General features: G+C 45.6%; 25 protein-coding genes and 2 pseudogenes. 8 read left to right on the forward strand and 19 right to left on the reverse strand.

Annotated elements, in window-relative coordinates; genetic code table 11:
• Window positions 1–9 precede the first annotated feature (9 nt).
• Genes B3V56_RS09980 through hemC form a run of 4 tightly spaced genes read right to left on the reverse strand, consistent with a single transcriptional unit; the run spans window position 10 to window position 3904 of the window.
• Entirely contained in the window at window positions 10–1206 is a 1197-nt protein-coding gene (locus B3V56_RS09980; RefSeq protein ID WP_286303427.1) for a heme biosynthesis HemY N-terminal domain-containing protein, read from the reverse strand.
• Window positions 1203–2231, reverse strand: a complete 1029-nt coding sequence (locus B3V56_RS09985; RefSeq protein WP_289281679.1) for a uroporphyrinogen-III C-methyltransferase — start codon at window positions 2229–2231, stop codon at window positions 1203–1205. Before B3V56_RS09985 ends, B3V56_RS09980 begins: the two co-directional genes overlap by 4 nt.
• 1 nt (window position 2232) lies before the next feature.
• Complete coding sequence (locus B3V56_RS09990) at window positions 2233–2991, reverse strand: uroporphyrinogen-III synthase (protein ID WP_289281680.1); 759 nt, start codon at window positions 2989–2991, stop codon at window positions 2233–2235.
• On the reverse strand, window positions 2975–3904 hold the full coding sequence (gene hemC / locus B3V56_RS09995; RefSeq protein ID WP_289284224.1) for a hydroxymethylbilane synthase: 930 nt from the start codon (window positions 3902–3904) through the stop codon (window positions 2975–2977). The genes B3V56_RS09990 and hemC overlap by 17 nt, the downstream gene beginning before the upstream one ends.
• A gap of 122 nt (window positions 3905–4026) precedes the next feature.
• On the opposite strand from hemC, the gene argH reads away from it, so the two are divergent.
• Window positions 4027–5409 (forward strand): argininosuccinate lyase, encoded by a 1383-nt coding sequence (argH, locus tag B3V56_RS10000; protein ID WP_289281682.1) that lies wholly within the window; start codon window positions 4027–4029, stop codon window positions 5407–5409.
• A 38-nt stretch (window positions 5410–5447) separates the two neighbouring features.
• On the opposite strand, the gene B3V56_RS10005 is transcribed toward argH, so the two are convergent.
• From B3V56_RS10005 to B3V56_RS10035, 7 genes are all read right to left on the reverse strand, one after another.
• The gene (locus tag B3V56_RS10005) at window positions 5448–5783 is read right to left on the reverse strand and encodes a DUF3325 domain-containing protein (protein WP_286303422.1); all 336 of its coding nucleotides are present in this window, start codon (window positions 5781–5783) and stop codon (window positions 5448–5450) included.
• A complete protein-coding gene (locus tag B3V56_RS10010; protein WP_289281683.1) occupies window positions 5780–7420 on the reverse strand; it encodes a PepSY-associated TM helix domain-containing protein in 1641 nt (546 codons plus the stop codon). The genes B3V56_RS10005 and B3V56_RS10010 overlap by 4 nt, the downstream gene beginning before the upstream one ends.
• On the reverse strand, window positions 7417–7698 hold the full coding sequence (locus B3V56_RS10015) for a DUF3649 domain-containing protein (protein WP_286303419.1): 282 nt from the start codon (window positions 7696–7698) through the stop codon (window positions 7417–7419). The genes B3V56_RS10010 and B3V56_RS10015 overlap by 4 nt, the downstream gene beginning before the upstream one ends.
• A gap of 570 nt (window positions 7699–8268) precedes the next feature.
• Window positions 8269–8436 carry a hypothetical protein gene (locus tag B3V56_RS10020; protein WP_286303418.1) on the reverse strand — a complete coding sequence of 56 codons (168 nt, stop codon included), beginning with the start codon at window positions 8434–8436 and terminating at the stop codon, window positions 8269–8271.
• Window positions 8437–8438: 2 nt separating this feature from the next.
• The gene (locus B3V56_RS10025) at window positions 8439–9806 is read right to left on the reverse strand and encodes an ammonium transporter (protein WP_286303417.1); all 1368 of its coding nucleotides are present in this window, start codon (window positions 9804–9806) and stop codon (window positions 8439–8441) included.
• A gap of 53 nt (window positions 9807–9859) precedes the next feature.
• Window positions 9860–10729 (reverse strand): ethanolamine ammonia-lyase subunit EutC, encoded by an 870-nt coding sequence (eutC, locus tag B3V56_RS10030; protein ID WP_289284225.1) that lies wholly within the window; start codon window positions 10727–10729, stop codon window positions 9860–9862.
• Window positions 10719–12131 carry an ethanolamine ammonia-lyase subunit EutB gene (locus tag B3V56_RS10035; RefSeq protein ID WP_289284226.1) on the reverse strand — a complete coding sequence of 471 codons (1413 nt, stop codon included), beginning with the start codon at window positions 12129–12131 and terminating at the stop codon, window positions 10719–10721. Before B3V56_RS10035 ends, eutC begins: the two co-directional genes overlap by 11 nt.
• A gap of 179 nt (window positions 12132–12310) precedes the next feature.
• On the opposite strand from B3V56_RS10035, the gene B3V56_RS10040 reads away from it, so the two are divergent.
• Window positions 12311–13279: a helix-turn-helix domain-containing protein gene (locus B3V56_RS10040; RefSeq protein ID WP_289284227.1), complete on the forward strand. Its 969-nt coding sequence runs from the start codon at window positions 12311–12313 to the stop codon at window positions 13277–13279.
• Window positions 13280–13324: 45 nt separating this feature from the next.
• Here the strand turns inward: B3V56_RS10040 and dsbG are convergent, their stop codons facing one another.
• The 5 genes and pseudogenes from dsbG to B3V56_RS10065 form a co-directional block, all read right to left on the reverse strand.
• The gene (gene dsbG, locus B3V56_RS10045) at window positions 13325–14101 is read right to left on the reverse strand and encodes a thiol:disulfide interchange protein DsbG (protein ID WP_289284228.1); all 777 of its coding nucleotides are present in this window, start codon (window positions 14099–14101) and stop codon (window positions 13325–13327) included.
• 155 nt (window positions 14102–14256) lie between these two features.
• On the reverse strand, window positions 14257–14673 hold the full coding sequence (locus B3V56_RS10050; protein WP_289281688.1) for a plastocyanin/azurin family copper-binding protein: 417 nt from the start codon (window positions 14671–14673) through the stop codon (window positions 14257–14259).
• A gap of 128 nt (window positions 14674–14801) precedes the next feature.
• Window positions 14802–15068 (reverse strand): annotated as a pseudogene (locus tag B3V56_RS10055) (methyl-accepting chemotaxis protein); the annotation flags it as partial.
• Window positions 15045–15791: pseudogene (locus tag B3V56_RS14700) on the reverse strand (PAS domain-containing protein); the annotation flags it as partial. The pseudogenes B3V56_RS14700 and B3V56_RS10055, both read right to left, overlap by 24 nt.
• A gap of 38 nt (window positions 15792–15829) precedes the next feature.
• Window positions 15830–18154 (reverse strand): DUF1989 domain-containing protein, encoded by a 2325-nt coding sequence (locus B3V56_RS10065; protein ID WP_289284229.1) that lies wholly within the window; start codon window positions 18152–18154, stop codon window positions 15830–15832.
• Between the two features lie 303 nt (window positions 18155–18457).
• Between B3V56_RS10065 and B3V56_RS10070 the strand changes: the two genes are divergently transcribed.
• The 6 genes from B3V56_RS10070 (at window position 18458) to B3V56_RS10095 (ending at window position 23539) form a co-directional block, all read left to right on the forward strand.
• The gene (locus B3V56_RS10070; RefSeq protein WP_289281690.1) at window positions 18458–19627 is read left to right on the forward strand and encodes a sensor histidine kinase; all 1170 of its coding nucleotides are present in this window, start codon (window positions 18458–18460) and stop codon (window positions 19625–19627) included.
• Window positions 19624–20304, forward strand: a complete 681-nt coding sequence (locus B3V56_RS10075) for a response regulator (protein ID WP_289281691.1) — start codon at window positions 19624–19626, stop codon at window positions 20302–20304. The genes B3V56_RS10070 and B3V56_RS10075 overlap by 4 nt, the downstream gene beginning before the upstream one ends.
• 2 nt (window positions 20305–20306) lie before the next feature.
• Window positions 20307–21089 (forward strand): PAS domain-containing protein, encoded by a 783-nt coding sequence (locus B3V56_RS10080; protein ID WP_289284230.1) that lies wholly within the window; start codon window positions 20307–20309, stop codon window positions 21087–21089.
• A gap of 166 nt (window positions 21090–21255) precedes the next feature.
• Window positions 21256–22626: an NAD(P)-binding domain-containing protein gene (locus B3V56_RS10085; protein ID WP_289284231.1), complete on the forward strand. Its 1371-nt coding sequence runs from the start codon at window positions 21256–21258 to the stop codon at window positions 22624–22626.
• Window positions 22627–22652: 26 nt separating this feature from the next.
• Entirely contained in the window at window positions 22653–23000 is a 348-nt protein-coding gene (locus B3V56_RS10090; RefSeq protein WP_289284232.1) for a cupin domain-containing protein, read from the forward strand.
• A gap of 77 nt (window positions 23001–23077) precedes the next feature.
• Complete coding sequence (locus B3V56_RS10095; protein WP_289284233.1) at window positions 23078–23539, forward strand: MOSC domain-containing protein; 462 nt, start codon at window positions 23078–23080, stop codon at window positions 23537–23539.
• A gap of 28 nt (window positions 23540–23567) precedes the next feature.
• Here the strand turns inward: B3V56_RS10095 and B3V56_RS10100 are convergent, their stop codons facing one another.
• The 3 genes from B3V56_RS10100 to B3V56_RS10110 form a co-directional block, all read right to left on the reverse strand.
• Window positions 23568–24242 carry a type 1 glutamine amidotransferase gene (locus tag B3V56_RS10100; RefSeq protein ID WP_289284234.1) on the reverse strand — a complete coding sequence of 225 codons (675 nt, stop codon included), beginning with the start codon at window positions 24240–24242 and terminating at the stop codon, window positions 23568–23570.
• 204 nt (window positions 24243–24446) lie between these two features.
• Window positions 24447–25283 (reverse strand): 23S rRNA (adenine(2030)-N(6))-methyltransferase RlmJ, encoded by an 837-nt coding sequence (locus B3V56_RS10105; protein WP_289284235.1) that lies wholly within the window; start codon window positions 25281–25283, stop codon window positions 24447–24449.
• A 109-nt stretch (window positions 25284–25392) separates the two neighbouring features.
• Window positions 25393–26889, reverse strand: a complete 1497-nt coding sequence (locus B3V56_RS10110) for a sensor domain-containing diguanylate cyclase (protein ID WP_289284236.1) — start codon at window positions 26887–26889, stop codon at window positions 25393–25395.
• Between the last annotated feature and the right edge of the window lie 50 nt (window positions 26890–26939).

Genomic DNA, 26939 nt, shown 5'->3' on the forward strand with positions numbered 1-26939 from the left:
CTTTACTAATTAAACCGTGGTACGAGGACTTAGCATTAACAGCAGTCCTTGTTTGTAGGTATCGGCAGCGGCCTCTTTTTTATCTTGTGCCAGCTGAACTTCAGCTAATACCTGATATGTCTCACCCTTGGCGCCGAGACGAATACTCTGTTGTAAATATTCTTCTGCCTTAGTCCATAACTCATTGGCTGCTGCCAGACGCCCAACCGTCAATAACAGGCAGGCATTATCCGGATAGGCTTTCAGCCATTTTTCTGCTGTCGCCAGGCGAGCCAGCACATCCCCCTGAGTAAGTACACCATAGATGTATACCAGCTTTTCACTCCAGTTATGCCGCATGTACTGCTCAATCTGAGCAATCGCCTGTTCTTCCTGCTGTTGCTCAATCAAACCATTGACATAAGGCACGAGCATGGCTTCTGTCTGACGTGATTTACTGGATGATTTTTCCCAAACCTCTGACATTCTTTGCCAGTCTTGTTTCACTAAAGCCGTCTCTAATTGCCCCACTGCCGCTTCTTGATCCAAACTCGCTACTTCCTTTCTTTCAAGGACATGGCGTTTACGTAAATCGGGCAAAACCGACTGGACTTCCTGCCATTGCTCCATGTCCTGATATAAGGACTGCAATAACTGCAATACATAAGGATGTTTGGGAGCCACTTCACGCAGATGCTGAAGTGTCGCCAAGGCCTGCTCTTTTTGCCCTGCTGACAACTGCAGTTCTGCCTGTACGACACCGACGGCAATATCAGCGCCTTCAGTGGTTTCATGAGCTAAACGGAGGTAATTGTCACGGCGCTCTGGTGCCTGTTGTTTTTGCGCTGCCCGGGCAGCAGCCAGATAGTGAAGCAAAGGCGTTTCGCTATGGGTCGCATGGCGAACCAAAGTCCGTTCAGCTTCGGTCCAGCGTCCTTCTTCGAGCGTAATCAATCCTCGTGTCAGCGCACGGTTAGCACGTTTTTGTCTTTGCGTAGTTTTCCAGGCACTGATTCTTTTGGGCGTCTGTCTTAATAGAATCAGACTTCGTAAGGCTAAATAGCCTGCAACAACTAAAATGACATAAATGGCGGTAAACACGACCAGTGATGTTTCGAGACTCCATTGTCCGTACTGGAGTAACACAAAACCCGGTTCAAAATCAGCCGCCCAAATAGCCGCCACACCCAATGCTAAAGCTAAAGCGATGATAATCAGCATTTTCATTGCTGATACTCCTCTAGCCAGTTCAGTGAGCCTGAGATATCAGGAATAGATACATCAATGTTTTGTTCAGCCAGTGAATTCAGTGTTTCCAACATGGCATCACGTTCGTCACCCGTAAAATAATGTTCCAACCAAGTGATAGCTGTTTTCAAACTGTGCTGAAAACTATCCGTATCCGCATTCAGTAATGCCAGCCTTGCGCTTTCCAACTGTAGTCGCAGGTTCTGGTATAGGAAGTAACGCTGCTCTGGCGCCAAAACAGCCGCTTCACCTGATTGTTCATGACGAATCACCACCAGAGATCGCAATTGCTGCCAAATATCCGAGAGCGCTTCTTTCCACGCAGGTGTGTCTGTCACGGCTATATCAGCCGTCTCTGAAGAAGCAGAAAAATCGACCTCAGGGCCTTTTTTAACACGTAATTGATTGACATGAGCTGCTAGGGTTTGCAGTTGAATGGCCATGCCCGAAATATCAGAGGTCGTGAGTGATTGTAATGTTAATAATTCTTCTGCTATCTCAGCCCGCAGAGGATGAAGTCGATAATCAGAGAGGGCTTCTAACTGTTTATCCGCCATAATCAAAGCTTGAATGGCGCCTTTCGCATCGTGTGCTAATACAGCGCGTTGGTTGGCGACGTTGAGCAGATATTTCACTTCCTGCAAAGCCCATCGTTTTTGCAGCTCAGCATTCGATAACTGCTGCTTATCATTCAGTTGCTGTAATTTTTCTGCTAACTGCTTTTGATCCGTATCGAGTCGTCCCAATTGTTGTCGGTGTTGTTCTACTCTTGATTGCCAGTTTCCGTTTTGGCTGGATAATTCGTTCAGGGAAGATTGAATATCTGCTTTTTGTTGCTGCAGCTGTTGATAGAACCAGGCGATGCTAGCGGCGGAGAGAAGTACCACCACGACCAGTGCAACCCAAATCCAGCGATAGACTTGTGCATCCTGCTTATTTTTTTCCAGTAACTCCGCATCTTGCACGTTGTTATCAATCGTTTGCTTTGCGTCTTTATCTGCCATGTTAATCGTCCATATTTATCAGAGTATCAACAACTGCATTATCGCTGGCATCGGCTGATACATAAATGGTTTTGAAGCCTCGTGAGGAGGCATGCTGTTTTATCCTATCACTGACGACCGTCAATGGTTTATCTAACAAATCTGGCCATGTATTCATGAAGATACTACAAAGATTATCAACACCTGCCACACTGGTACAGATCACTTTGTCTGCCATCATGGCCTGCTTGAGTTTTGCTGCCGTTGGTTGAGCTAAAACACGTTGATAAACTTCAATATAAGTAATATTAGCACCTCTGGCTGTTAAGGTATCAGCCATATGCTCCCTGCCGCCATTACCTCGCACAATCAGAATCTGTTTACCTCTGACTTGTGATGCCTGCATCAACGGCATCTGCAGCAAACCTTCACTTCCATTTGATATTTCAGGCTGACAATCGACCGGTATATCATGCTCACGCATAGCCTGTGCGGTCCCCTCACCCACCGCAGCAAATTGGCATAACTTGGGCAGTTCGTGTCCCCAGCCAGCAATAAAGCTCTCTACCGCGTTACGACTAACAAATATCAACCAGTCAAATTGGTCGATATTGATCGTCTGCCAATGCTTTTTTGCAACCGCTTCAATATCAATCACTGGCAGAATCAGTGGCTTACCTCCAGCGGCCTCAACCAGCTCAGCCAGTGCTTGGCACTGATGTTGAGGGCGGGTCACAAGAATCTGCTGCCCCGCCAATGGCAGTTTACTCACCGTAGACATCTGCCAGAATTTTATCGGCACCCTTCGCCAGCAACATTTCAGCGACTTGAATTCCTAATTTTTCAGCATCTGTTGCTTTACCGCGAACTTCAGCTGTGACCGTGTTAGTCCCATCTGGCTGACCGACCAAGCCTCGCAGCCAAACGTTATCATCATCTAACATCGCATAACCGGCGATGGGTACCTGACAGCCACCGGACAGACGTTTGTTCAAGGCTCGTTCAGCACGCAGCACAATGGCGGTTTGATCACAATGTAATGGAGCAATAAGCGCGTTCATTTCTTCATCATCCACGCGAGTTTCAATACCCAACGCACCTTGTCCAATCGCAGGTAAACTTTGCTCTGGTGTTAATGCGCTGCGAATACGGTAATCAAAACCGAGACGTTTTAATCCCGCCATCGCCAGAATGATGGCATCAAACTCACCATCATCGAGTTTACGTAAACGGGTATTCACATTACCGCGTAAAGGCAGTACTTCCAGATCCGGACGGTGAGTACGCACCTGGCATTCACGACGCAGGCTGGATGTGCCTAAACGGGCTCCGTGAGGCATTTCATCGATACTTTGATAATGATTGGAAACAAACGCATCATGCGGATCTTCACGCTGACAGATAACAGGCAGATGCAAACCTTCCGGAAACTCAACTGGCACATCTTTCATAGAATGCACAGCAATATCCGCACGTCCATCTAACATGCCTTGTTCCAGCTCTTTAACAAAAAGCCCCTTACCGCCCACTTTTGCCAAGGGAGTATCCAGTATGATATCGCCCTGGGTTTTCATACCGATCAGTTCAACTTCAATATTCTGATGTAATTCTAATAAGCGTGATTTAACAAATTCAGCCTGCCACATGGCAAGAGGACTGTTGCGAGTGGCAATACGAACGATTCTTTTAGTCATGGAATAAGGTCACTTCAGCGTTGTCGTTAATAAATAAAGTCGATTCTAGCATTTCACGCATTGACTCTCGACTATCCGCGTTATAATGACGCCCTGTTTTCAACGAGCCTAATCTGATTGATATGACTACAGCCAATAAAAAACTCTCATCTGCCAGACTGACGCAGCCTACCGACAAGTTTGTCGAAGAATTTACCGCTTCCGTGCAATTTGATCAGCGTATGTTCCGTCAGGATATTCGTGGCTCAATTGCGCACGCCACCATGCTGGCTGAAGTCAAGGTACTGACAGTAGACGAACGCGATCAAATTATTGCGGGCTTACAACAAATCGAACAAGAAATTGAGAACGGCGACTTTGAGTGGTCTATCGCTCAAGAAGATGTGCACATGAATATCGAAGCTCGTCTTATCGCCCTGATCGGTGAGGTCGGTAAAAAACTTCACACTGGCCGGTCACGTAATGACCAGGTAGCCACTGATGTGCGCCTTTATCTACGCGATATGATTGAGCCTATCGGTCAGCAGCTTAATCGTTTGCAAGAAGCCTTACTCAACGTTGCTGAACGTGAAGCCGAGACTATCATGCCCGGTTTTACTCATTTACAAACAGCACAACCAGTGACTTTTGGTCATCACATGATGGCCTGGTACGAAATGCTCGTTAGAGATGCTGAACGCCTGCAGGATTGTGCTAAACGAGCAAACAGCCTGCCCTTGGGTGCAGCCGCCCTTGCTGGCACCACTTTCCCGATTGATCGTGAAATGACCGCCAGCTTATTAGGCTTTGATCGTATCTGTTTAAACTCTTTGGATGCGGTCAGTGACCGTGACTTTGCCATTGAGTTCAATAGCTTCGCCTCGATTCTGATGATGCACTTATCCCGTTTCTCAGAAGAGTTAATTATCTGGTCATCGGCGCAGTTTGATTTTGTTGATTTAGGTGATGCGTTCTGTACCGGCTCATCCATCATGCCGCAGAAAAAGAATCCGGATGTGCCTGAATTAATCCGCGGTAAAACCAGCCGTGTTTACGGCAATATGTTTAACTTACTGACCTTAATGAAAAACCAGCCTCTGGCATACAACAAAGACAATCAGGAAGACAAAGAACCCTTGTTCGACACTATTGATACCTTATTAGGTTCACTACGAGTTTATGCAGATATGATGTCAGTCATTACAGTGAAGGCAGACAATATGCGTCAGGCTGCATTACGAGGTTATGCCACAGCGACTGATCTGGCTGATTATCTGGTACGTAAAGGCACACCATTCCGTGATGCACATGAAGTGGTGGGTTTATCGGTCGCCTATGGCATCAAACACAAAAAAGATCTGTCTGAACTCACCTTGGCTGAACTACAGCAATTTTCTGCCAATATTGATGAAGACGTGTTTGACGTGCTGACATTAGAAGGTTCTGTCGCTGCTCGTGACCACTTAGGTGGTACAGCACCAGAACAGGTTAAAGCGGCGATAAAAAAAGCACGCAGTCAACGTTAAACAAGAGTTACACCGATGCAGTAACGATCATCTAGTCGTTACTGCATCAACCACAAAACGCTGGCCGATAACATCATCAGAAAAGCGATTCTGACCGCCCACTTTGGCCAATAAGACAGCAGTAACACCAATACTACGCTGGTCACAGACAATATCGATACCCAAATCACAAAGCCGGTTCCTGCTCCCCACACCTGCCACATGGGTAAATAAGCTAATATCAGCACAAGACTTGCTGTCCAGCGTAAAACCCGTATCTGTGTAGCAGTTAAACGTCTATCAGTCACATCCATTAAATGTCTTGGCATCGCCAGACTCAAACCACTCATCGCGGCATAACACAGAGCCACGCTCATCATCATCGCCACACTCATGATATCGCCTCCGAACGTTTTGCGGGCTTAGAGTAGCGTTCAGGTGCAGTTAATTTACGGCGTAAAAATAACACCAGCCCCAGACTCATCAAACCGAACACCAATACGGTCACTTCAAAGCCGACACTGCTCAAGTCTCCTGCCAGCCAGTAGGATGGTAGCCAATGTCCGGTTGTCAGCAGGTTCATGACAGGTAACAACAATGCCAGTAAGGTAAAGAGACTCCATTGTTCAAACCAGGCTTTCATGCCAGGTCGACAAGCGGCATGAAACAGCATGGCTAGCCAGAGATAAAAAAAGCCTTTTATTTCCCAGGATGCCCGATCAGCGATATCGACCGGAATCAAACGATTCAACCAGAAATAAGCCATGCAAGCCACCGCAAGACCACTGATAGCAGCGATATTCAGTACCTCGATTACCCGATAAACGCGAGCAGTTTGCGAGCCAAACTCATTCAATGATTTCTGACGCCGTTTCACCAGAAACAAGATGGCGCCGGTTGCCATCATCAACGCACCCGCCATACCCATAATGAAATATAACCAGCGAACGCTGTAGCCACCAAAGTTGGCAAAGTGCATGATACGCATCACACGTTGTGATGCCATGGGCGTGCCCTTATCGTATTCACCTGGTGGGTTCAGATGCATCACATCACCATTGGTCGCATCAAACTGAACACTGCCAATTTCATCCCTCAATAATTGCCCTTCATAGTCTTTTTCATCAAACCATCCAAACACCTTGGTCACAGCGCTACTGTCTCCCGGGTGCTCTACGTTCATAAATCGTCCGGGTTTACCCATCATCACTTCTGCTCGCTGGAACAAAATGGATAAATCCACCACATCTGCATTCACGCCTGTTTCTGCTCTGTGCATGGGCTCATCAAGCAGTTCAGAAAAGAATACCTGTGGATTGCTGTAATTAGCTAATACACCTGCAGGCATGTAAATCGATAAAAAGACCACCAAACCGGTGTAAGCAATCATCAATTGGAAAGGCAGCGTTAAAACAGCGGAGGCATTATGTCCATCTAACCAACTACGCTGACCTTTCTTTTGTCTGAAGGTGAAAAAATCTTTGAAAATACGTTTATGAATAATGATGCCGGTAATTAAGGCCACCAGCATGATCATGGTAAAAAAGCCGACCAGCCAGATGCCTGCCATACCCGCATGAAACTCATAATGCATATGCACAAAATGATGCCCCCCTTCCGTTTCGCGATTTTCAGCGGCTGGCATGAGTTCACCATTCTCCAGGCTCAGTAAGGCATGTTGAAATTCATTCTGCTCATCCCGCCAGAACAGACGTATTCCTGGCTCTGTTTCCGTTGGCAGTCCAATCCCCCAGAAATGACTATCAGGAACATGTTTTTCAAGATAAGCCTGACCTTTCTTTATCGTATCAACACGTTGCTGTTCGGTCATCGCAGTTTGATCAAAATCGGATACAACGGCTGCCTCTGGTTTCATCCATTTCGTGATATCAACATCAAACACACCAATCGTGCCCGTAAGGAAGATCGTGAATAAGGCCCAACTGGCAAGCAACCCACCCCAGGTATGTAACCAGCCCATCGCCTGACGAAACGATTCCTGTTCTTTCACTGGCTTCGTTAACTCACTCATGACGCCACCTTGGAAATTAGCATCCCTGCACCACCGAGCAAGACTGTTGGAATCAACATACCTAACCAAGCGCGCTTGCTATTTCTAACAGTAAAGACCCAAATAACAGCTGCTGTATAAATTGCATAACTAAAAAGGCTCACGGCCACGATGGCATGTGGTTTTTCCATTGGCACAATAGCTGATAAAAAAATGATAACGGCGGACGTCAGTAAATACCCGCCTACCGTGGCGGCCAGAACCAATGACAGAATTCTGAGTGGATAAGGTAATTGCATATTGGAGATAACTCTCAAATGGCTGATCTAATTATAGTTTTAGCTGCAGATAGACATGAACGCCTGTCCTCAACTCACATGAGAGGACTGACCGTAAAATAAGAGAACAATCGTGTACTCTCTATCTATGTCGTTTAAAGCAGATAAAAAGTGCAATTTTTCACTTTTTATAAAGCTGGATTAATTTAAAGGTAGATATTACCATCAAATAATAATTATATGCATTTAGATTTATTGATTATCAGTCTTCACTCTTATTTTCAGACAGATGTTGGATAGTCGATCAATAGAATCAAAATGCCGCTTATTTTTGATATCGAAAGGTATTTGGAGAAGAATAATTTCAAAATCAGCCATGCTAGAAACAATGGCCATATTGACTGTTAAAAATGTGATTAAGTGAAATCTTTATTATGGTATTCAGTCTGGGTGCTAGTTCATTGGTATCAGTGGTAGAGGTCGGGTCACACTGCTTTGAATGCCACAAAAAGTTACTGCTTATAAAAAATAACCCCGATACAAGATCGGGGTTATTGTTTGATACATGACTAGGTCATGTTTAAGCCTGGCTTATTTTTCAATTTTCTCGAACGCTTCATTTTCATGTTTTGCTATCGAGATAATCAGACCCACTATGATGGCTGCAGCACCAACAGTGAACAGGCCTAGAGCAAGTGGATTATCAGCAAAAGTAAAATAAGCCCCTACGTTTTCCCATGAACTAATTGATGTTCCCATAATTACACTCCTGGTTCTGAGTTAGCCAATTTATTTGGCACGTCACTTGATGTCACCGCAGGGACACCATGCACTTCTGGGTAAGGCTTGGCAATGATTTCAACTTCATCTAAGCCCAGCTCTTCCGCTTCTTTCGGTACGCGTAATGCATTGGCTTTTTTCAGAATCAATGAAATACCGTAACCTGGAATAAAGCCCACTGCTGCCATGACAATGGCACCAATTGTTTGCCCCATTAATGAAATCTCAGGCAAGTCACCCACGTTAGGCATACCGTCGGCAAACACACCGACTAAGAATACTGCCCATACACCCGTGAAGCCATGAACTGAAACAGCACCTACCGCATCATCAATACCGAAATTTTCGATCAATTTAGCGAATTTAACCGCTAATACACCTGTTACTACAGCAATAATGAACGCTAATTCAGGATCATAAAGATCTAAACCGGCTGCGACAGAAATGATACCCACCAGACCGCCAGACATTGTCCAGAATGGGTCGCGACTAGCGATGTAACAACCAATGACACCACCCGCAAAGCCCATTAATGTATTAAAGGCAAACGCTGATAAGTTAGTTGGGTTGCCGTAAATGGTTGTCCAACCTGTTTCACCACCGTTAAAGATGATACAACCGCCCAGGAATCCGAAGAAACCGAAGATGATCATCATCAAACCGATTAACGTCATAGGTAAGCTATGTGGAGCAATAGTCTGTGCCACACCGTTGATAAATTTACCTACACGTGGGCCTAAATTGATCAGTACACCCAGTGTGAAGAAACCAGCCACAGCATGCACAACACCAGACGCGCCGACATCATGATAGCCCAAGTCAGTCAGTAACCAACCATCTGGATGCCAACCCCAGGCACCAGCCAGTATCCAAACCACGCTACCCAAGAACACAGTCAGAATCAAAAACGCACTGACACGAATCCGTTCGATAACCGCACCAGATAAAATCGAGCCGGTGGTGGCACCAAACATGGCAAACGCTGCCCAGAAAATACCGGTTCCCATATCGGTGACATCAGGTCCCATACTTTGTGCCCAAGGTAAGGCACCCGCTGCCTCAATAGGAATAAAGCCATTCGGGAAAGCGTTATATATCCACCAGCCAAACAAATAAAACGTGGGAATAATGACCGCTAAAGCAAGAATATTTTTAATACCCGCTGCTAAAGCATTTTTACTACGTGAGGCCCCCATTTCATAGGCCAAGAAACCAGCATGAATCATGATCATAATGGCGGTACACCACCAGTAGAACACTTCGACATTCATAGACTGATGCATTTGAAAAACCGCTTGCTGGGCGTCGAGCGTTGCCTGCAAGGATTCTAGCGTTGGCGCATTGTCCATCTTTCTATCCTCTTATTAGTTAACATTAATACCTATCCACCTTGTTGGTTGGCTTACTTATCCAGCAAAAAGCTGGTTTGAACGGCGTTGCTATCAATAATCTTATCGGTAGAGCGATCCTTGATAGCAACGCCAGAACACTGGAGTCTGCGGGCCTCAGTCAGCAAATAAAGGCTTTTCTGAGCCGCAGCAAAATAAGAAAGTCCCGCCTTTCTTATATTGGAAATACAGTTACGTTTATCATCGCTCAGGCCACGTTTGGCCCCCCAGGTCAGGTACAGTCCCAAGCTATCGGGCGAACTCAATCCCGGACGTTCGCCAATCAGCACTAAAACGGCCTTGGCGTTTAAGGCTTCACAAACATCGTCCCCCACGGCGACACGGCCTTGTTCCACCATAACGATAGGTGCGAGTGAGTAAGCTTGTTCACTGGCTTGCATGGCTTGAGCTAAGGTCTCAATAAATACCGCTGCGTTTTCTTTAATCGCCGTAGCTGATAAACCATCAGCAATCACAATGGCTAAATCGTAAGGTTCAGAAGCTTGGTGTGGTTTAAGTGCTGCAAGACTGGCTTCGTCCAGCTGTCTTCCCCAATCCGGACGCTGCAAATACGTCATGCGATCGGTTGCCTGACTATGCAGCTTTAAAGGTGCTTCACGGTTTAACAACGGGTATTTATCCGCTAAGGCCATGAGATCTTGTTGTAAACCATCAAAGTCCAGTTCGGTATGCACCGCATCACGGGCCTGAGCATGTGCTAATTGGAATTCAAGTGATTCACGCGTCGGTGTGCTTACACCAGCACGCCCCAAGCCAATACGGGCAGCCGTGAATTCACGCAGACGACGCCATGGGTTATCGGTGACGATAGCGTCATCTTTTTTTACTCTGAGATGAGTGAGTCTATCTTCCTTAACCATCATTCGTTCCTGTGGCTAAGCCTCTCAAGGTGCCGGCAAAGGCTGGTGGTAACTGGTTTGATAACTTGGCATGACCGGCATCGGTCATGATTTGCATTTTTTCCAGCCATTTTTCAAATTCAGGTGCCGCCCCCAAACCTAAGACGCGACGCGCATACAAAGCATCATGGAATGAGGTGGTCTGATAATTGAGCATAATGTCATCCGAACCGGGAATGCCCATCACGAAAGAACACCCTGCTGTCGCCAATAGCGTCAGCAGATTATCCATATCATTTTGATCAGCTTCAGCATGGTTGGTGTAACAAACATCACAGCCCATTGGCAGACCTAATAACTTGGCACAGAAATGATCTTCCAAGCCTGCACGGGTAATTTCTTTACCATCAAACAGATATTCAGGACCGATAAAGCCCACCACGGTATTCACCAGTAAAGGATTAAATTTTCTGGCAACGGCATAGGCTCTGGCTTCACAGGTTTGTTGATCCAGACCATGATGAGCATTAGCCGATAAAGCACTGCCCTGCCCAGTTTCAAAATACATAACGTTTTGTCCGACCGTGCCTCGGTTCAAAGATAATGCTGCTTGTTGTGCTTCAGCCAGGGTGGCTAAATTAAAGCCAAAACTGCTGTTGGTTTTTTCCGTGCCACCAATGGACTGGAATACCAAATCCACTGGCGCACCGTTTTCAATACACTCAATCGTGTTGGTGACATGCGTTAACACGCAGGACTGGGTAGGAATCTCATATAAAGAAATCACTTCATCCATCAATTGCATCAGACGCGTTGCTTGCGCCACGTTGTCTGTTGCCGGATTGATGCCAATCACCGCATCACCAGATCCATAAAGGAGGCCATCCAGAATACTGGCCGCAATACCGTTCACATCATCAGTGGGATGATTCGGTTGCAGACGTGTTGATAATCGTTTGGGTAAACCAATCGTGTTTCTGAATGCACTCACTACACGGCATTTTTGTGCGACCAGAATCAAATCCTGATTCCGCATAATTTTTGATACTGCCGCCGCCATTTCTGGGGTCACTCCAGCTCGTATCTGGTTTAGCATGTCGCTGCTGGCTTTATCCGAAAGTAGCCAATTACGAAAGTCGCCGATGGTCATGTGTGAGATGGGCTCAAACGCATTCACATCATGCTCATCTATAATCAGTCGGGTGACTTCATCTTCTTCATAAGGCACGAGTGCTTCGTTAAGGAAATTTTTTAATGGCACTTCTGCCAATAGCAACTGAGCCACAGCACGTTGTTCCGCCGTTTCAGCCATGACACCGGCCAAATTATCGCCTGAACGAGCAGGCGTGGCTTTGGCCATCAGTTCAGCTAAATCAACGAACTGATAGGTCTTTGTGCCTAATTGGTAACGATATGTCTGTGTCATAAACTGCTTTAATTCCCAATGCTTGGAATAAATTTTGCCTTTAAGTAAACAAAGTTTCCTAATGTGAACTTGCGAGATTTATACCGGGTGACTATCGAAATTTGGCAAATGTTTTTTAGTTTGTGATTCAGCAACTTATTCACATAATGCGGATATAACAAAATAAACGAGGGGAGCAAATGACAGAGGAAAATATAAAATTTGCACCGAAACAGAGCGCAACCGCTACGCGTTGGTGCGTACTGGAGGCAGATGATGCCGATGAACAAGCTCATAACCTAAAAGCCTGGCAACAACAATTCGATCAAATCAGTATGGGTCAGTTTTACGGGCGTATTGAAGAGGTGATGTTTGAGCATGTTCATGCCTTTCGTGAACACACCAGTCGAGCTATTCGTCAGCAATGTAATGTCTGGCCAAATGCCATATGGATGGGATTTGCAGCCGATGAAAAGTCATGCCGAATCAACGGCCATCAGGTTGAAAAGAATCAACTGATGATTCGCCCTGGCAATACGCAATTTGAACTCATCACCCCGGAAGACTTTGATATTTATGGGTTAGTGGTGAATCAGGACAGTCTGCAGCTGGTGGCAGAAAAACAAGGCATCAAGCTTGATATCCATGCCCTCAATTCCCCCCTTAAAGTGTGGGAATCACACAAACTTAATCAATTAAGACATGTTTTGAACGACGTCATTTCACCCGCTCAAAGTGATATCAGCAGACGCATCCAAGAGGACAATCTTATGATGGCTATGCTTGAAGTGCTTCAAAAAAATGGGCCCAGCAACGAAAAGCCCAGTTTTAGTAAACGTCGCGCCGTGGTTGAAAAAGTCACGGCCTATCTGGATGCCAACCCGAGTAAACACGTGACGATTACAGAACTCTGTGATCTGGCTCATGTCAGCCGGCGAACGCTGCAATACAGTTTTGAAGATGTGCTCGATATCAGCCCGGTTAAGTTTATTCGAATGGCCCGATTAAACGCTGTCAGGCGACGACTATTACAAGGTTTGCAGGAAGATGAAACCATCGCCATGGTGGCTCAGCACTGGGGGTTTACCCATGCCGGGCAATTTACTCACGACTACACGGAGTTATTTGGCGAAAATCCGTCTATTACCATCTCACGTCGACACAACTAACACGTCCAGCCATGGATGGCTTCTTCCTCAATCTCGCTTAAGCCCTTACTCCTCAAAAATCTGACTAAGCTCCTGCTGCACTGGCATACCTTCAACGACATGAATCTCACCGTCCTTATCCCGATATATACTGGTCGGCGTGGCATGCGTATGCATCTCCTCCAGCAGCTGATTATTTGCCATCACCGCATCATTACCTTTTGAAGCCTTCGCATTATCAACAGCGATACCGCCTTGTCTAACCGATTGGCGATGTTGCTGAAAAGCCTGTTCGGGTGAGTCAGATCCCATAATCGTCGCCGCAACCGCTAAGCTGTTTTTCTGGAGAATCCCCACAATGATGTGACGAAATTGAACCTGACCCTCAGCAATGAAAGGTTCAGCCATGTCACGGAATTTATGGCAATAAGGACAAAACGGATCAGAAAAGGTATACACAATTCGCGGCGCGTTTTTATCCCCATCTTGCACCCAGTCCATTTCTTCGAGTTGTTGCCATAACTTTTCATTTTTCGGTTTGGTTATCAGTTGATTAATCGCATCTGCCCCCAGATTTTTACCCTCTGTATCGATTAAATCGCCGATAACGGCATGGCGTTTATCCGGGGTGACATAAATACTCATTGCTTCGTCTTTATAGTTACCCACATAGCCAGTCAGCTCAGAGGGGGTGTCAAACTTATCGATGATGGTCACACCCTGCTGCTCGATGTATGACAACACATTTTCCTGCTTGGCCGTATCAGACTGTTTGTTGAGAAAATAAAAGCTAATCGTTGCGAGAAAAATGGTGACCAAGAGGCCAATGAAGATTTTTTTCATCAGAATTCCGAATCCGTTTAAGTGTTTAATGACGTGAGTGTAAGTCAGCAAAAAAAGGAATTAGTTTACTCAGCCAGTAATATAAACGCTCAAAATACAAAAAGGCGCTCAAACGAGCGCCTTTTTACGAGAGAGAAAATCAGAAGGGAAATAAGCTATTTCGATTCAGCTTTCATGACTTTATGTGCAATTCGGCCTAATCCACCGTGTAATTTTGCCGCTTTTAAGTCATCTAAGTTTGTGGCATGGCCGACAACCACAGCGCCCCCCATACCTAGACCAATATGCGGATCACACTGGTACACATAAATACCTTCTTTACTAAATTCTCTTGAGACATTTTGGCCAATCTCAGATTTGAAATCTTTTGCCCCATCTGGCTGAAACATAAAGTGCACATTATGGATATCCATATTGGTCCAGTTCACCGTATCCCCAGGCTCTACATTAACAATCAGTGGGTCAAATTTCGTGCCTTCCGCTTTCACCGTGGTTTGTTTTGCAAATGCCGCACCACTGATCAATAGTGTGGCCAAGGTCATGACAGTTAAACTTTTTCTTAACGTACTCATTTTTTCTCCTTTTTATTATGAATTCACATCCCAATAGTGAAGGACTCATAAGTACGTCATGATTATGTAAGACATAGTTCAGCTAAGCTGGGTAAAGTTATGTAAACTCGGATAAGTTAACGTTCGGCCTGAGCCATTGTCCGTATTTTGTCATTCGCCTCTTCGGTACGGTAGACCAGCTTACGCACCTCATCTGCCACGACAGCAAATCCGCGCCCGGCTTCACCAGCACGGGCAGCCTCAATAGCGGCATTTAAGGCCAGTAAATTGGTTTGCTGAGTAATTTCGGTGATCACATCCGCAACAGTGAGGATTTCCGTCATACGAGTTTCGGCACGCTCCATTTCCATGGTATGCAGCTCACGAGCACTGTACTCATGGCTGATATTGCGAATCGCTCCTGCTGACTTCACAGCCACTCCCTCTTCATTACGAATGGTCGCCGCCCGCTCACGAAACCAGACATACTCACCCGACGCCATTTTTAAACGATACTCGGCAACATAAGGCGTGCTACCCGTTTTATCATTAATATGTTTTGTGAACGCTTCCAGGGTCGCATCCATATCTTCCGGATGAATAGCTTTTAACCAGCTATCCCACCCATCTGGAAAATCCTCCTGACGTTTGTGGCCTAACAACTCTCGGAATTGTTCTGACCAAGTAATGACACTTTTCTCATCATCAGGATCACCATTTACCAGCGTTAACATCCAAACACCCTCAGTCAACGCTGACTTAGCTAAGTTATTATTATCCACCTCACCTGATAAGCGTCGGTTTTCACTTTGCAAATGATCCATTTCTGAATACAAAGAAGACAAGGTTTGATTCAATGAATCTGATTGTTGTCGGAGCGCGTCCAGTTCGTGCTCAAACGTTTGCCGCTGTCCTATCAAACGCTGTTGGTGGTTATGGTTCAACTGCTCTACTTCAGCCTGATGGGCCTTTTGCAAAGAGGACAGATAGTCGCCAATACGATCTATCGGGGCTCGCAAATAACTATGCATCCACACTGGCAAACGTTTAAACGGCGATTCGATCGACTTATCAACAACCGATAAAATTGACTCAGAAACATACTGTAAACGCCCAGTATTAAACAGCTTCCACCCCATACAACGTTTCCTTTTATAAACAGTTATAAAGGCTGAACCTAGGAAAGCAGCCGAGCACGTTTTGGGTCATAAAAAGGCAGTTTTGTGACCAGACCTCCCAAACGTTTCTGAATACCATCCAGCTTACCTACTTCCAGCCGTGTGTCTTGTTTTGCAAACTCCGGGGCAACACGAATCATCGCAATTTGTTTACCTAACAAAGGCGACATAATGGCACTTGTCACAATGCCTACTGGAAATCGACCTTGATACACCAAATCACCATGAGCTGCAGGATCTCCACCATCAAGAATCAGGCCAACTAATTTGTGTCGGCTTTCTGGGTTCTCCCGAGCCAATGCTTCACGGCCGACAAAATCCTCATCTTTTGTACTTAATGGCACACTGAATCCGGTTCCCGCCTCAAATGGAGTGACATCTGGGCCAAACTCATATTCCGCCATGCTCAGACCCGCTTCAATACGTAACATATCCAGTGCATCAAAGCCCATCGGGGCGATATTAAAGGGTTGCCCTGCTTGCCACACTGCATCCCATAAAGATTCAGCCGCATCCGGATGACACCAGACTTCATAACCTAACTCACCGGTATAACCGGTTCTAGACACCATCACGGGCACACCATCAGGCCCACCTAAACGCCCAATGGTGAAGTGAAACCACTTCAGTTTTTCTACTGAGGTCTGACTTTCTGATGTCCAGATAATCTGGCTGAGTAATTCGCGACTATCTGGCCCCTGTACAGCGAGGTTATGAATCTGCTCCGTTGCGTTACGAATGCTGACTTTAAAGCCTTTTTCTTTGGCTTTTTCAGCCATCCAGACCATGGTGTAACTATCACCACAGAACCAGCGATAAGCCTGATCAGCCATACGGAAAATAGTACCGTCATCAATCATGCCGCCGGTTTCCAGACAAATCGCTGAGTGAGCAATTTCACCCACCGCCATACGTCGTACATTTTGTGTCAGCACATACTGCAAAAAGGCCACTGCATCAGGACCAGTAATATCGATTTTACGAAGGGGGGTTAAATCCAGTACGGCAACGCGTTCACGGCACGCCAGATATTCTGCGTTGGCACCCCAACCTTCATACTCAGCTGCGACCCAATAGCCGGCATATTCAATAAATTTCTTGGTTAAGGCAGATGTACGGCTATGAAAGCCAGATGTTTTGGTCATACGAGGATGCTCCTCAGCAGTAATTCGATGGGCAATAGAACGAGGGAAAGAGTGTTCTTCCCCATAAATGCGGACGTGAATATCTGTCGGAATCCAGCCATTTGCCGGATCAATATCATCAGGACAAGCTGATGAGGCACAAACGAGATCTTTATCTGCCCTCATCAGTACATAATCACCAGGACGAGACCAGGGCTCATCCATAAACACCGTGCCGCAAGGTTCAATACCAGTATTAAAAAATAGATTAATCGCTGGCCATCCAGCACGAGGCTTGATGCCATATGGCTTGAGTACGTTATTGAAGTTTTCAGTACAACTGATGTGACCAAAATAACCACTGTCTTCGTAATATTTGGCTGTGCAGGCGAAGAGGAAACTATCATGACGACCAACGGTGTCTTGTACGACTTCGACCATCGACATCATGTCCGGTCCCAGAAAACGGGAATGCAGACCAGGCACAGGATTACTCAAGCCTATAACGGTTCGCGTCGCGGTGGCGTCCAATCCGAGCTCTTCACCATTCTCTAAGGCCTGTTTGTCAAAGGCGATAAAGTCAGAACATTGCTTACCAGAAACATCGATAATCTGAATCCATTCGCCCTTTTTTACTTCATAGGTGCGAGCAGATGCACGAGGAATGCGTATTTCTTGTTTGATCTCAGCTAGTGGCTCAGGTAGCACTTCGGCCAACGGATCCGCATATTTCACCACTACCTGTAATTCAGTCGGTGGTGTATGTTCTTCGATAGACATACTGGCCCCAGCGGCGACAATGACGACCGTTAAGTCAGCATAGGCAACAAAGCTTGGAGACTCATGACCTTCAACACGTAATACCGTCTGATACTGCTCAGGATGAATCTGCCAGCTGTTGAACTGTTGAGCTAAGGCCTTCGCAGCCAGATCTTCCTGCTGCAACTGCCTTTGAATATGTTCTGCATTGACTGGCGAGCGGGCATCTAATAACTGAGGCACCACTTGTCCTTGCTTATCCAACACAATTAACTCGCCGGGCTGTTCACCATCGACACTGTTGATTTCAAGCACATCCCCCACATGTAACGACAAGCGGATCGCTTGCTGTCCCTCAACTCGAAATTGTTGGCTATCTATCGGCGATTGCAGATTAAGAAACCGCTCTTCATCCCATTCTTCTTCGATCATTTCTAACATGTTTTACCTTGTCTTCCAGCGATAAGCCGGCGTGATTTTTGTTCATCTCTGGTGCAAGCTCAACAGGCTCTGAACCAGAAAAGTGCACAATATTGTTCTGCCTGTCTGACAAAAAAATAAATTTCTCTAGGTTTAACAATATTTACCTTCAGTAAACATAATTCAATCCTCCTGATGGAGTATCCCATTAGTTATAACCCGGCAAATACTCAGTGAAATGGCACAAAATCTGCTGTTACAGAACAAAACAAACGTAAGACAGACCACTCCATTTCTGGTGTGGACGTTGCGAAGGTAATACAGATGATCAATATCAAACTCAAAAGCTGGATAGATGGGCAGACTTGGTTTGGTGAAACAGTACGCGCTGTCACCAAAAATAAGGAATTACCCTCTCTAGACTTCAATGACTTAGCCTTTAAACTCGCCACCGCTGAACATATCAGTGAAACCCTGCCCGTTGTACTAAAATCACTCCAATCCCTGATGGAGGATCTATTTCCGCATAAACAGCAAGCAGAGCTGTTGATTTTGTTCAGTAACCCGTCTACTTCTGAAACCTTTATGCATCATGGTCTGGAGCAAGCGCCACCAGCAAAACTGATGCAGTCATTACATCACTTATTCACTGTCGGTAAGGCACCCAATACCAGTGACATGATGGAAGTAGATGGCCTGACTGTCGCCCCCAACCGTTTATTCGAGCACGACAATCTGACCGTCTGGTCCTTATTTTTATTTCGTGACACGGTGCCAAGTACTAAACAATTAAAGTGGAAAACCGCCAGCATTGAAAACACCTTATATAAAGGCTTACAAGCCTGGTATCACAAGGAAAGCAAATTAAAAAAGGCCCTGGAATCCGAGCGTGCGATGTATGCGGCTGAACTACATGACTCACTGGCACAGGTATTAGGATACTTACGTCTAAAAAGCCTGAAACTGGATAAACTCTGTCAGCAGGATGAGTTCAGTTCACTGAAACCGATTACAGAAGATTTAGCCTCCTATACACAATGCGCTTATCATCAAACACGCGAACTGATTACCTCCTCACGTCTGACCATGCAAAGTGAGAATCTTTCACAGGGTGTGATTAATTCTATAAAAGAGTTTGAACATCAATCGGCTATCGTATTCGAACTGGACAATCGTCTGCCTCTAAATATGTTGTCACCGCAGCAGTCGATGCAAATGCTGTATATCGTTCGTGAAAGCCTCAGTAATATCGTCCGTCACTCTCATGCCACACATGCACGTGTGGTACTCCTCCTGAAAACCAGCTCACTCATACATATTCAAATTGAAGATAACGGAACGGGCATTAACCCAGAGGCCGCCCGAAGTGATAGTTTTGGTTTGCAGATTATGAAAGAACGGGCTGATCGTATCGGTGCCAGCTTAGAGATTAATAACCGTCCCGAAGGCGGCACCCGGGTTGATCTCAGCCTGGATCTGGAGGCGAATGAATGAGTGATACCCCAATTACTGTGGTGGTTGTCGATGATCACCCCTTATTTCGTCGTGGCGTGGTTGAACTGCTCAACGACAGTGAAGAAATGACCGTTATTGCCGAATACGATAATGCTGAAGCCTTACTCGACAATATAGAGAATACTTACCCGGATATCTTACTATTGGACATGCAGATGCCCGGCAAGTCGGGCCTGGGCGTATTGAAACAACTGCGTGAGCATGACGATAAATTAAAAATCATCATTATCACCGCTTGTAATGAACAGGATAAATTACTCGAAGCCTTACGTTATGGTGCTAATGGTTACCTGCAAAAAGACACACCGCCTGATGAGATTTTGTCGCAATTACTGTCGGTTCTACATGGGAATGTCGCCATGAATGCCGGCGCCATCACCTCTCTCGCCAGTCATCTGCGTGAAAATAAGGAAGATGAGGACACACCCTCAAGTACCATTTTGTCTCACCTCACTGAGCGTGAACGTGAAACGCTATTTTTTATAGCTAAAGGCCTAAATAACAAACTTATTGCCCGTGAACTGGGTATTAGTGATGGCACGGTTAAAGTGTATGTAAAAAGTCTGTTGCGTAAAATAAACCTGCACTCCCGACTTGAACTGGCAGCCTGGGCTCACCGCAACCTTTCTGCCGAGTTGCTGGATAAGGAAATGTAAAGATGACCTTGTTGAAATGGCCCCGCCGTCATCCACAAACACAAGCGGAAGAAACACAATTACTGCAGTTGTTTAATAGTTTGAATGATGTGGTGTTGTTACTCGACAAACAGCATCAGGTGCAATTTATTAATCAGTATTGGGAAACCATCACCGGCATTCCCGTTGAACAAACGCTTGGCCGTTTGTTTTCTGATTTTCTGCATCCAGAAGAGCTCCCTAGCTGGTCACAGCTACTCAATAAAATCACACCAAACCAGCATGAAACAGTCTGGTTTCGCTTAATTAGTGCGAGTGGTGAATTACGTTGGTGTGAAATGCGAATTCAATCTGTCAATAAAGACCAGCTCTATCCCCTTTCAGCCACCTTGTGTGACATCACACCACAAGTGCGAAATGAAGAAGTGCGTCATGCCAGCCACCGGAGCTTACAAAGCCTAGTCGATCGTCTGCCGGCCATGTTGTATCGCTCCAGAAACAATGCCAGCTGGAGTATGGAATATGTGAGTGAGGGCTGTGAGCTCATTACCGGCTACACAGCTGAGAGCATGCTAAACCAGTCACAAGTCTCGCTCGGGTCTATTATTCATCCAGATGATGCCACCCGTGTATGGGAGGATGTACAACAGGCATTAGAAACATTTTCACCCTTTGATATTCACTACCGTTTAACCCGGGCAGATGGCAGAGAAGTCAGTGTGCAGGATAAAGGCCGAGGCCTTTATTCGGAAAGCGGCATGGTGCTTGGTGTGGAGGGTATTCTACTGTTAACTACTGAGTCTTAACAGCTGATTAAGATGATGTTTTCTAAGCTAATCTACCCCCACTTTTACCCTTTTGGGATACCCACTCAAGAGGATTTCTCCCGCTAACAAAGCGAGCTATTTTGGTCGGTAAGCGCTGTCGATTTTCGCAGCATGATTGACTAAATAACACTAATGGAGAACCCCTATGGCAACTCGTATTGCGATACTTGGTGCAGGCCCAAGTGGTATGGCACAACTGAGAGCATTCCAGTCCGCACAAGAAAAAGGTGCTGAGATCCCTGAACTCTTTTGTTTTGAAAAACAAGCTGATTGGGGCGGCCAGTGGAATTACACCTGGCGCACCGGCTTAGATGAAAATGGCGAACCTGTTCATAGCAGTATGTATCGTTACCTGTGGTCTAATGGTCCGAAAGAATGTTTAGAGTTTGCTGATTACACCTTTGACGAGCACTTTGGCAAACCGATTGCCTCATACCCGCCACGTGAAGTGTTATGGGACTACATCAAAGGCCGTGTTGAAAAAGCCGGCGTCAGAAAATATATCCGTTTTAATACCGCTGTTCGTCATGTTGAATTCAACGAAGGCACTCAGACGTTTACCGTCACTGTGCAGGACCATAGCACTGACACGATTTACTCAGAAGAGTTTGATTATGTAGTCTGTTGTACCGGTCACTTCTCCACACCCTATGTGCCTGAGTTTGAAGGATTCGACAAATTTGGTGGTCGCATTCTGCATGCCCATGACTTCCGAGACGCACTGGAATTTAAAGATAAAACCGTCTTACTGGTGGGCAGCAGTTACTCCGCCGAAGATATCGGTTCGCAATGTTATAAATACGGCGCGAAAAAACTGATCAGCTGCTATCGCACGGCACCTATGGGCTATAAATGGCCTGAAAACTGGGATGAAAGACCCAATCTGGTTCGTGTTGATACGGAAAAAGCCTATTTTGCTGATGGCTCCTCTGAAAACGTTGATGCCATTATTTTATGCACGGGCTACATTCACCACTTCCCATTCCTCAATGACGATCTGCGTCTGGTGACCAATAACCGCTTATGGCCGCTCGATCTCTATAAAGGGGTGGTATGGGAAGACAATCCAAAATTCTTCTACATTGGTATGCAGGATCAATGGTACAGCTTCAATATGTTTGATGCCCAAGCCTGGTATGCCCGTGATGTAATTATGGGACGCATTCCATTGCCATCAAAAGAAGAAATGAAAGCCGACAGCATGGCATGGCGTGAAAAAGAACTCACACTGGTCACTGCAGAAGAAATGTATACCTATCAGGGCGATTACATTCAGGAACTGATTGATATGACCGACTATCCGTCATTCGATATTCCGGCAGTTAACCAAACCTTCCTTGAATGGAAACATCATAAAAAAGAAAACATTATGACCTTCCGTGATCACTCCTACCGTTCACTGATGACAGGCACCATGTCACCCAAACATCACACCCCATGGATAGATGCACTGGATGACTCACTGGAAGCTTATCTCTCAGACAAGAGCGAAATTCCTGTAGCGAAAGAAGCCTAAACAACCTATATGGACTGGAGAACATCATGACAAGCGTCACCAAGATTATCGATAAAACCGTTGAGCCGATCGAGTCGGATCTGGATGGCTGGGTGAAACAGACCGGCAACCCGACCATGAAGACCTGGATTGAATACAAAAGCGAAGATGGCAGCATACTGTCAGGTCGTTGGGAAGCGACTCAAGGCACCTATCATGCGACCTATGGTGGTTGGGAGTTTGTCCACATCATGGCCGGTAAAGCGATTGTCACGGCTGAAGGTGGTGAACCTCTTACTCTAAGTGCTGGCGAATCCATGGTGTTTGAAAACACCTTTGTCGGTACTTGGGAAATCATCGAACCGATAACCAAACACTTTGTGCTGAAACTCTAGCTGAGTGTTATTCAACGATCTGTTCCTTGGAGTGGATACCTTAGGTGTTCACTCCTTTTTTTATTGAGGACATGGTCATGATTCATACCATCTATATTGCTGAACACAATCTTGGAAAACAGTTTAAAGTCGATAAGGTCGACCTCATCATGGGTAAAGGCATCGTTGGTGACCGTAATTTTGATCGTGCTCAGTGGCCGGGGCAGAATATTACCTTTATTGAAATGGAAGAAATCGAAGCCTTTAACAATAATTACCAGCAGCGTATCCAACTGGCCGATACCCGACGAAATGTCATCACCCAAGGCATCCGATTGAATGATCTGGTCGACAAAGAATTTCTGATTGGTGGTGTGCGTTTCAAGGGTATCGAGCTGTGTGAGCCCTGCGCCACGCTTGGCAAGTTAATAAGTAATGACACGATAGCTAAAAAAGACGTTGTGAAAGCCTTTATGCATAAAAGTGGCTTACGTGCCGACGTGCTGAGTGATGGTGAAATCCATGCGGGTATGACGTTTGAAGTCGTAGAAACAGTCTAGTCACGCTAGGCGTCACTAGACTATTTATTTAATCATTCATCTGATGTAATAACGCAAAAATCGCTTCACGGCTCTGTTGTAGGTACGGCGTGTCATCAAATAACTCCGCTTCACTCTGCACATATTCGCCTTCAGGCAAGGACTTCTCGATAGCATAAAACGCATCGACCGTACCGTGCTCTGCCTCTAAATGAAACTGTAGTGCCCAGACGTATTTACCCAGATGAAAACCTTGATAAGGGGTAATCAGACTACTCGCGAAGGGAAACGCATTTACAGGCAGTTCAAAACACTCACCATGCCAGCTTAATGGTTCAAATGAATCAGGCATCCAGGTAGCGGTATCATCGGTCTTTGTGACCGTATGCCAACCAATTTCCTGCTGCTCATTCTGGTAAACTTTCGCCCCCATTGCGCAGGCAATCAGTTGACCACCCAAGCAAATGCCCAACACTTTTTTACCGGCTTCAATCGCTTCTTTAATCAACTTTTTCTCAGCAGGCAACCACGGATAAGTGTCTTCATCATTCACACTCATCGGACCACCCATGATTAATAACCAACCAAAGGTATCAATCGTCGGTAATGCTTCATTAAAATCCAGGCGATATGTCTGCAACTCAAACGCTTTATCAGCAAACCAACCCTGCATCGAGCCAATCCATTCACCCTCCGCATGCTGCAAAATGGCTACTTTCTGCACTGTTATTACTCCGTAAACTTTTTGTTTCAGAGATGCTGATTACTGAAAATTTGTCAGCCATCCCACCGATGATCCGCATGATCATGCTAAATATTTGTTATCGCTAGAATAGTTGAAGACAGAAACGAAAGAAACCGTGCGCTATGATCTTTGCCAAAATCCGATATATCACCATAATTGAAGCACTGATGAAGAACGTCTTTTCTACTGCGCCACCAGTATATCGGCCCGATAAAACGCACCGGTATTTTCGCCCAAAGCGTTCACCAGTTTAGGCAATAATGCCGTCATGGTTTCCATTAACTGCCAGGGTGGGTTGATGACAAACATACCCGATGAAGTCATACCGCGTGTGGAGGAATCGGCATCTAAGCCAAGTTCATAACGTTGTATATTGGTGATGCCACTACTTATTAATTGTTTATCCAGTCGGTTAATACGCGCTCTGTCCACCACCGGATACCAGATTGCATACATTCCTGTGGCAAACTTTTTATGGGCTTTCAGCACAGTCTGAAAGACTTCGTCGTAACCTGACTTTATCTCATAAGACGGGTCAATCAACACTAAAGCTCTACGTGAATCAGGTGGTAATAAACTCAGTAAACCTTTCAGTCCATCTTCTCTTCTGACACGTGCCTGCTTAAATGGACGCAGATTATTTGCCAGAAACACTCTGTCTTCTGGGTGCAGCTCAAAGCACCACGCCTGATCCTGTGCACGTAAATACTGCGTCGCCAACAAAGGTGAGCCAGGATAAAACGTCAGCTCATTGCCAGCATTCACCGCTTTCACTGCCGTCTGATATGACAGTAGCTCAGGCCACCCCAATGCCATCAGTTTTGTAATACCCTTTTGATATTCCTGATTTTTTTCAGCGTGGTCCGAACGTAAGTGATACAAGCCCGCCCCGGAGTGAGTATCAATATAGCTAAAAGCTTTTTCTTTTTTCACCATATGCTGAAGCAATTCGATCAACACGATATGTTTCAACACATCCGCGAAATTACCCGCATGGAATGAATGACGATAACTTAACAAAGCTGAATCCTATGCAGGTAAATGAAGTTGTTCTGCAAATTATGCCTGTTAGTGACCGGTTTGAGTGGAAATTGTTGTATGACTTAAACGCTACATGACAAGAAGTCAGCTACTTATACTCATTCTGAAACAACCTGACCCGGTTTCGCCCATTTCTTTTAGCATCGTACATAGCAAAGTCAGCACAATTTAATAGCCCATCCTCTTCAGTACTATGCACAGGATAGAGCGCCACGCCAATGCTGGCTCCGACGCTGACAGTTAAATCTTCAAATGTCATGGGGCTTTGCAATGTCTCCAATACTTTCTCAGCAACGTGGATGGCAGCCTGTTCATCACTGACTTTATGCAGCAATACGACAAACTCATCACCACCAAGTCTGGCGACTGAGTCCGGTTTACGGAGACGAGCACGGATTCGTTCGGCACACTGAATTAATACGGCATCCCCCACATCGTGTCCGTAGGTATCATTAATCGGTTTGAATTCATCCAAATCGATAAACATTAAGGCTAATGCGTATTTATCTCGCTCTGCCATGGTCATCGCCAAGTGCAGTCGTTCTCTGAACAAGATCCGATTTGGCAACCCGGTCAGTGCATCGTGATGAGCGAGGTGCTGGGCATGCTCCTCCATAACTTTTCTATCTGTAATATCGAAAAACCATGCCAAAATCATTTGTTTGCTGTGATATTCAATTTTAAGATAGGAGGCGATAACCCATTTAGTTGCTTGCTGGCTATCAGGGAAGTAGAGTTCAACTAACTGGTTATTCACATGCTGGCCATGCTCAATTAACTTCACCGTATCATCATATTCAACTTTATTCGCGTAATAACGTCGAAGCGTGACGCCTATAGCTTCCTGATGTTTCTTTTCGATTAAAGAGGCATAACTTTTATTCGCAAAGACCACTTCTTGTGTGTCGATATCAATAATGGATGCCGCAGTGGGGCTAAAGTCCAACATCATTCGCAAACGTGATTCGCTTTCTAATGCTTTGATACGTAGCTTTGCATTTTCCAGGAAGGTTTCGCCTGATTTTTTAGCCGCCAGAAAAACAAACAATACAAACAGCACCAGCATGGCGCTCATACCATATGTTATCGGTTCTCCTTGCAGAAAAAGTATCAGAATATGTGGAAACATGGTGGGAAGAACAAAAGCCACGACCGATCTTCGGTCCACCGAGAGTGAAGCCATACCACCCGAAGCTATCCCGCCAATGGTAAATGACAAAAATGCCTGATAGGCAATATTGTCTTGAGGCATCAGGATGACACCACCTATTCCCCAGATGATGCCCGATATCAAAACACTGAAACGAAAGTACTGTAGCCATCGAGTCTGATTAAGTTCTGCTTTGTTGAGATCTCTTTGCCAGCACACCAACAAAATACATCGTGAGATCAAAACAATCGCCAATACACCGTACCAGCTTAAGGCAGTCGATAAAGGTATCACTGGGTGTTGAACAATAATCAGTATCAAACCTAGCAAGGCATTAATCGCAATGGAAAAAATGCTCGCCGTAAAAAGCAGTTTAAGTTTCTGTTCTAAAACGCTTTCAACGTAAACTGGCTGGTCTGACTCGTTCTGGCACATCTGACGACCTACACAGCTTTTCTAGTACAAACGCATGTTTTACGTTTCAC

The organism is Methylophaga sp. UBA2513 (genome assembly GCF_002341285.1).
In the GTDB taxonomy this organism is placed as follows: domain Bacteria; phylum Pseudomonadota; class Gammaproteobacteria; order Nitrosococcales; family Methylophagaceae; genus Methylophaga; species Methylophaga marina.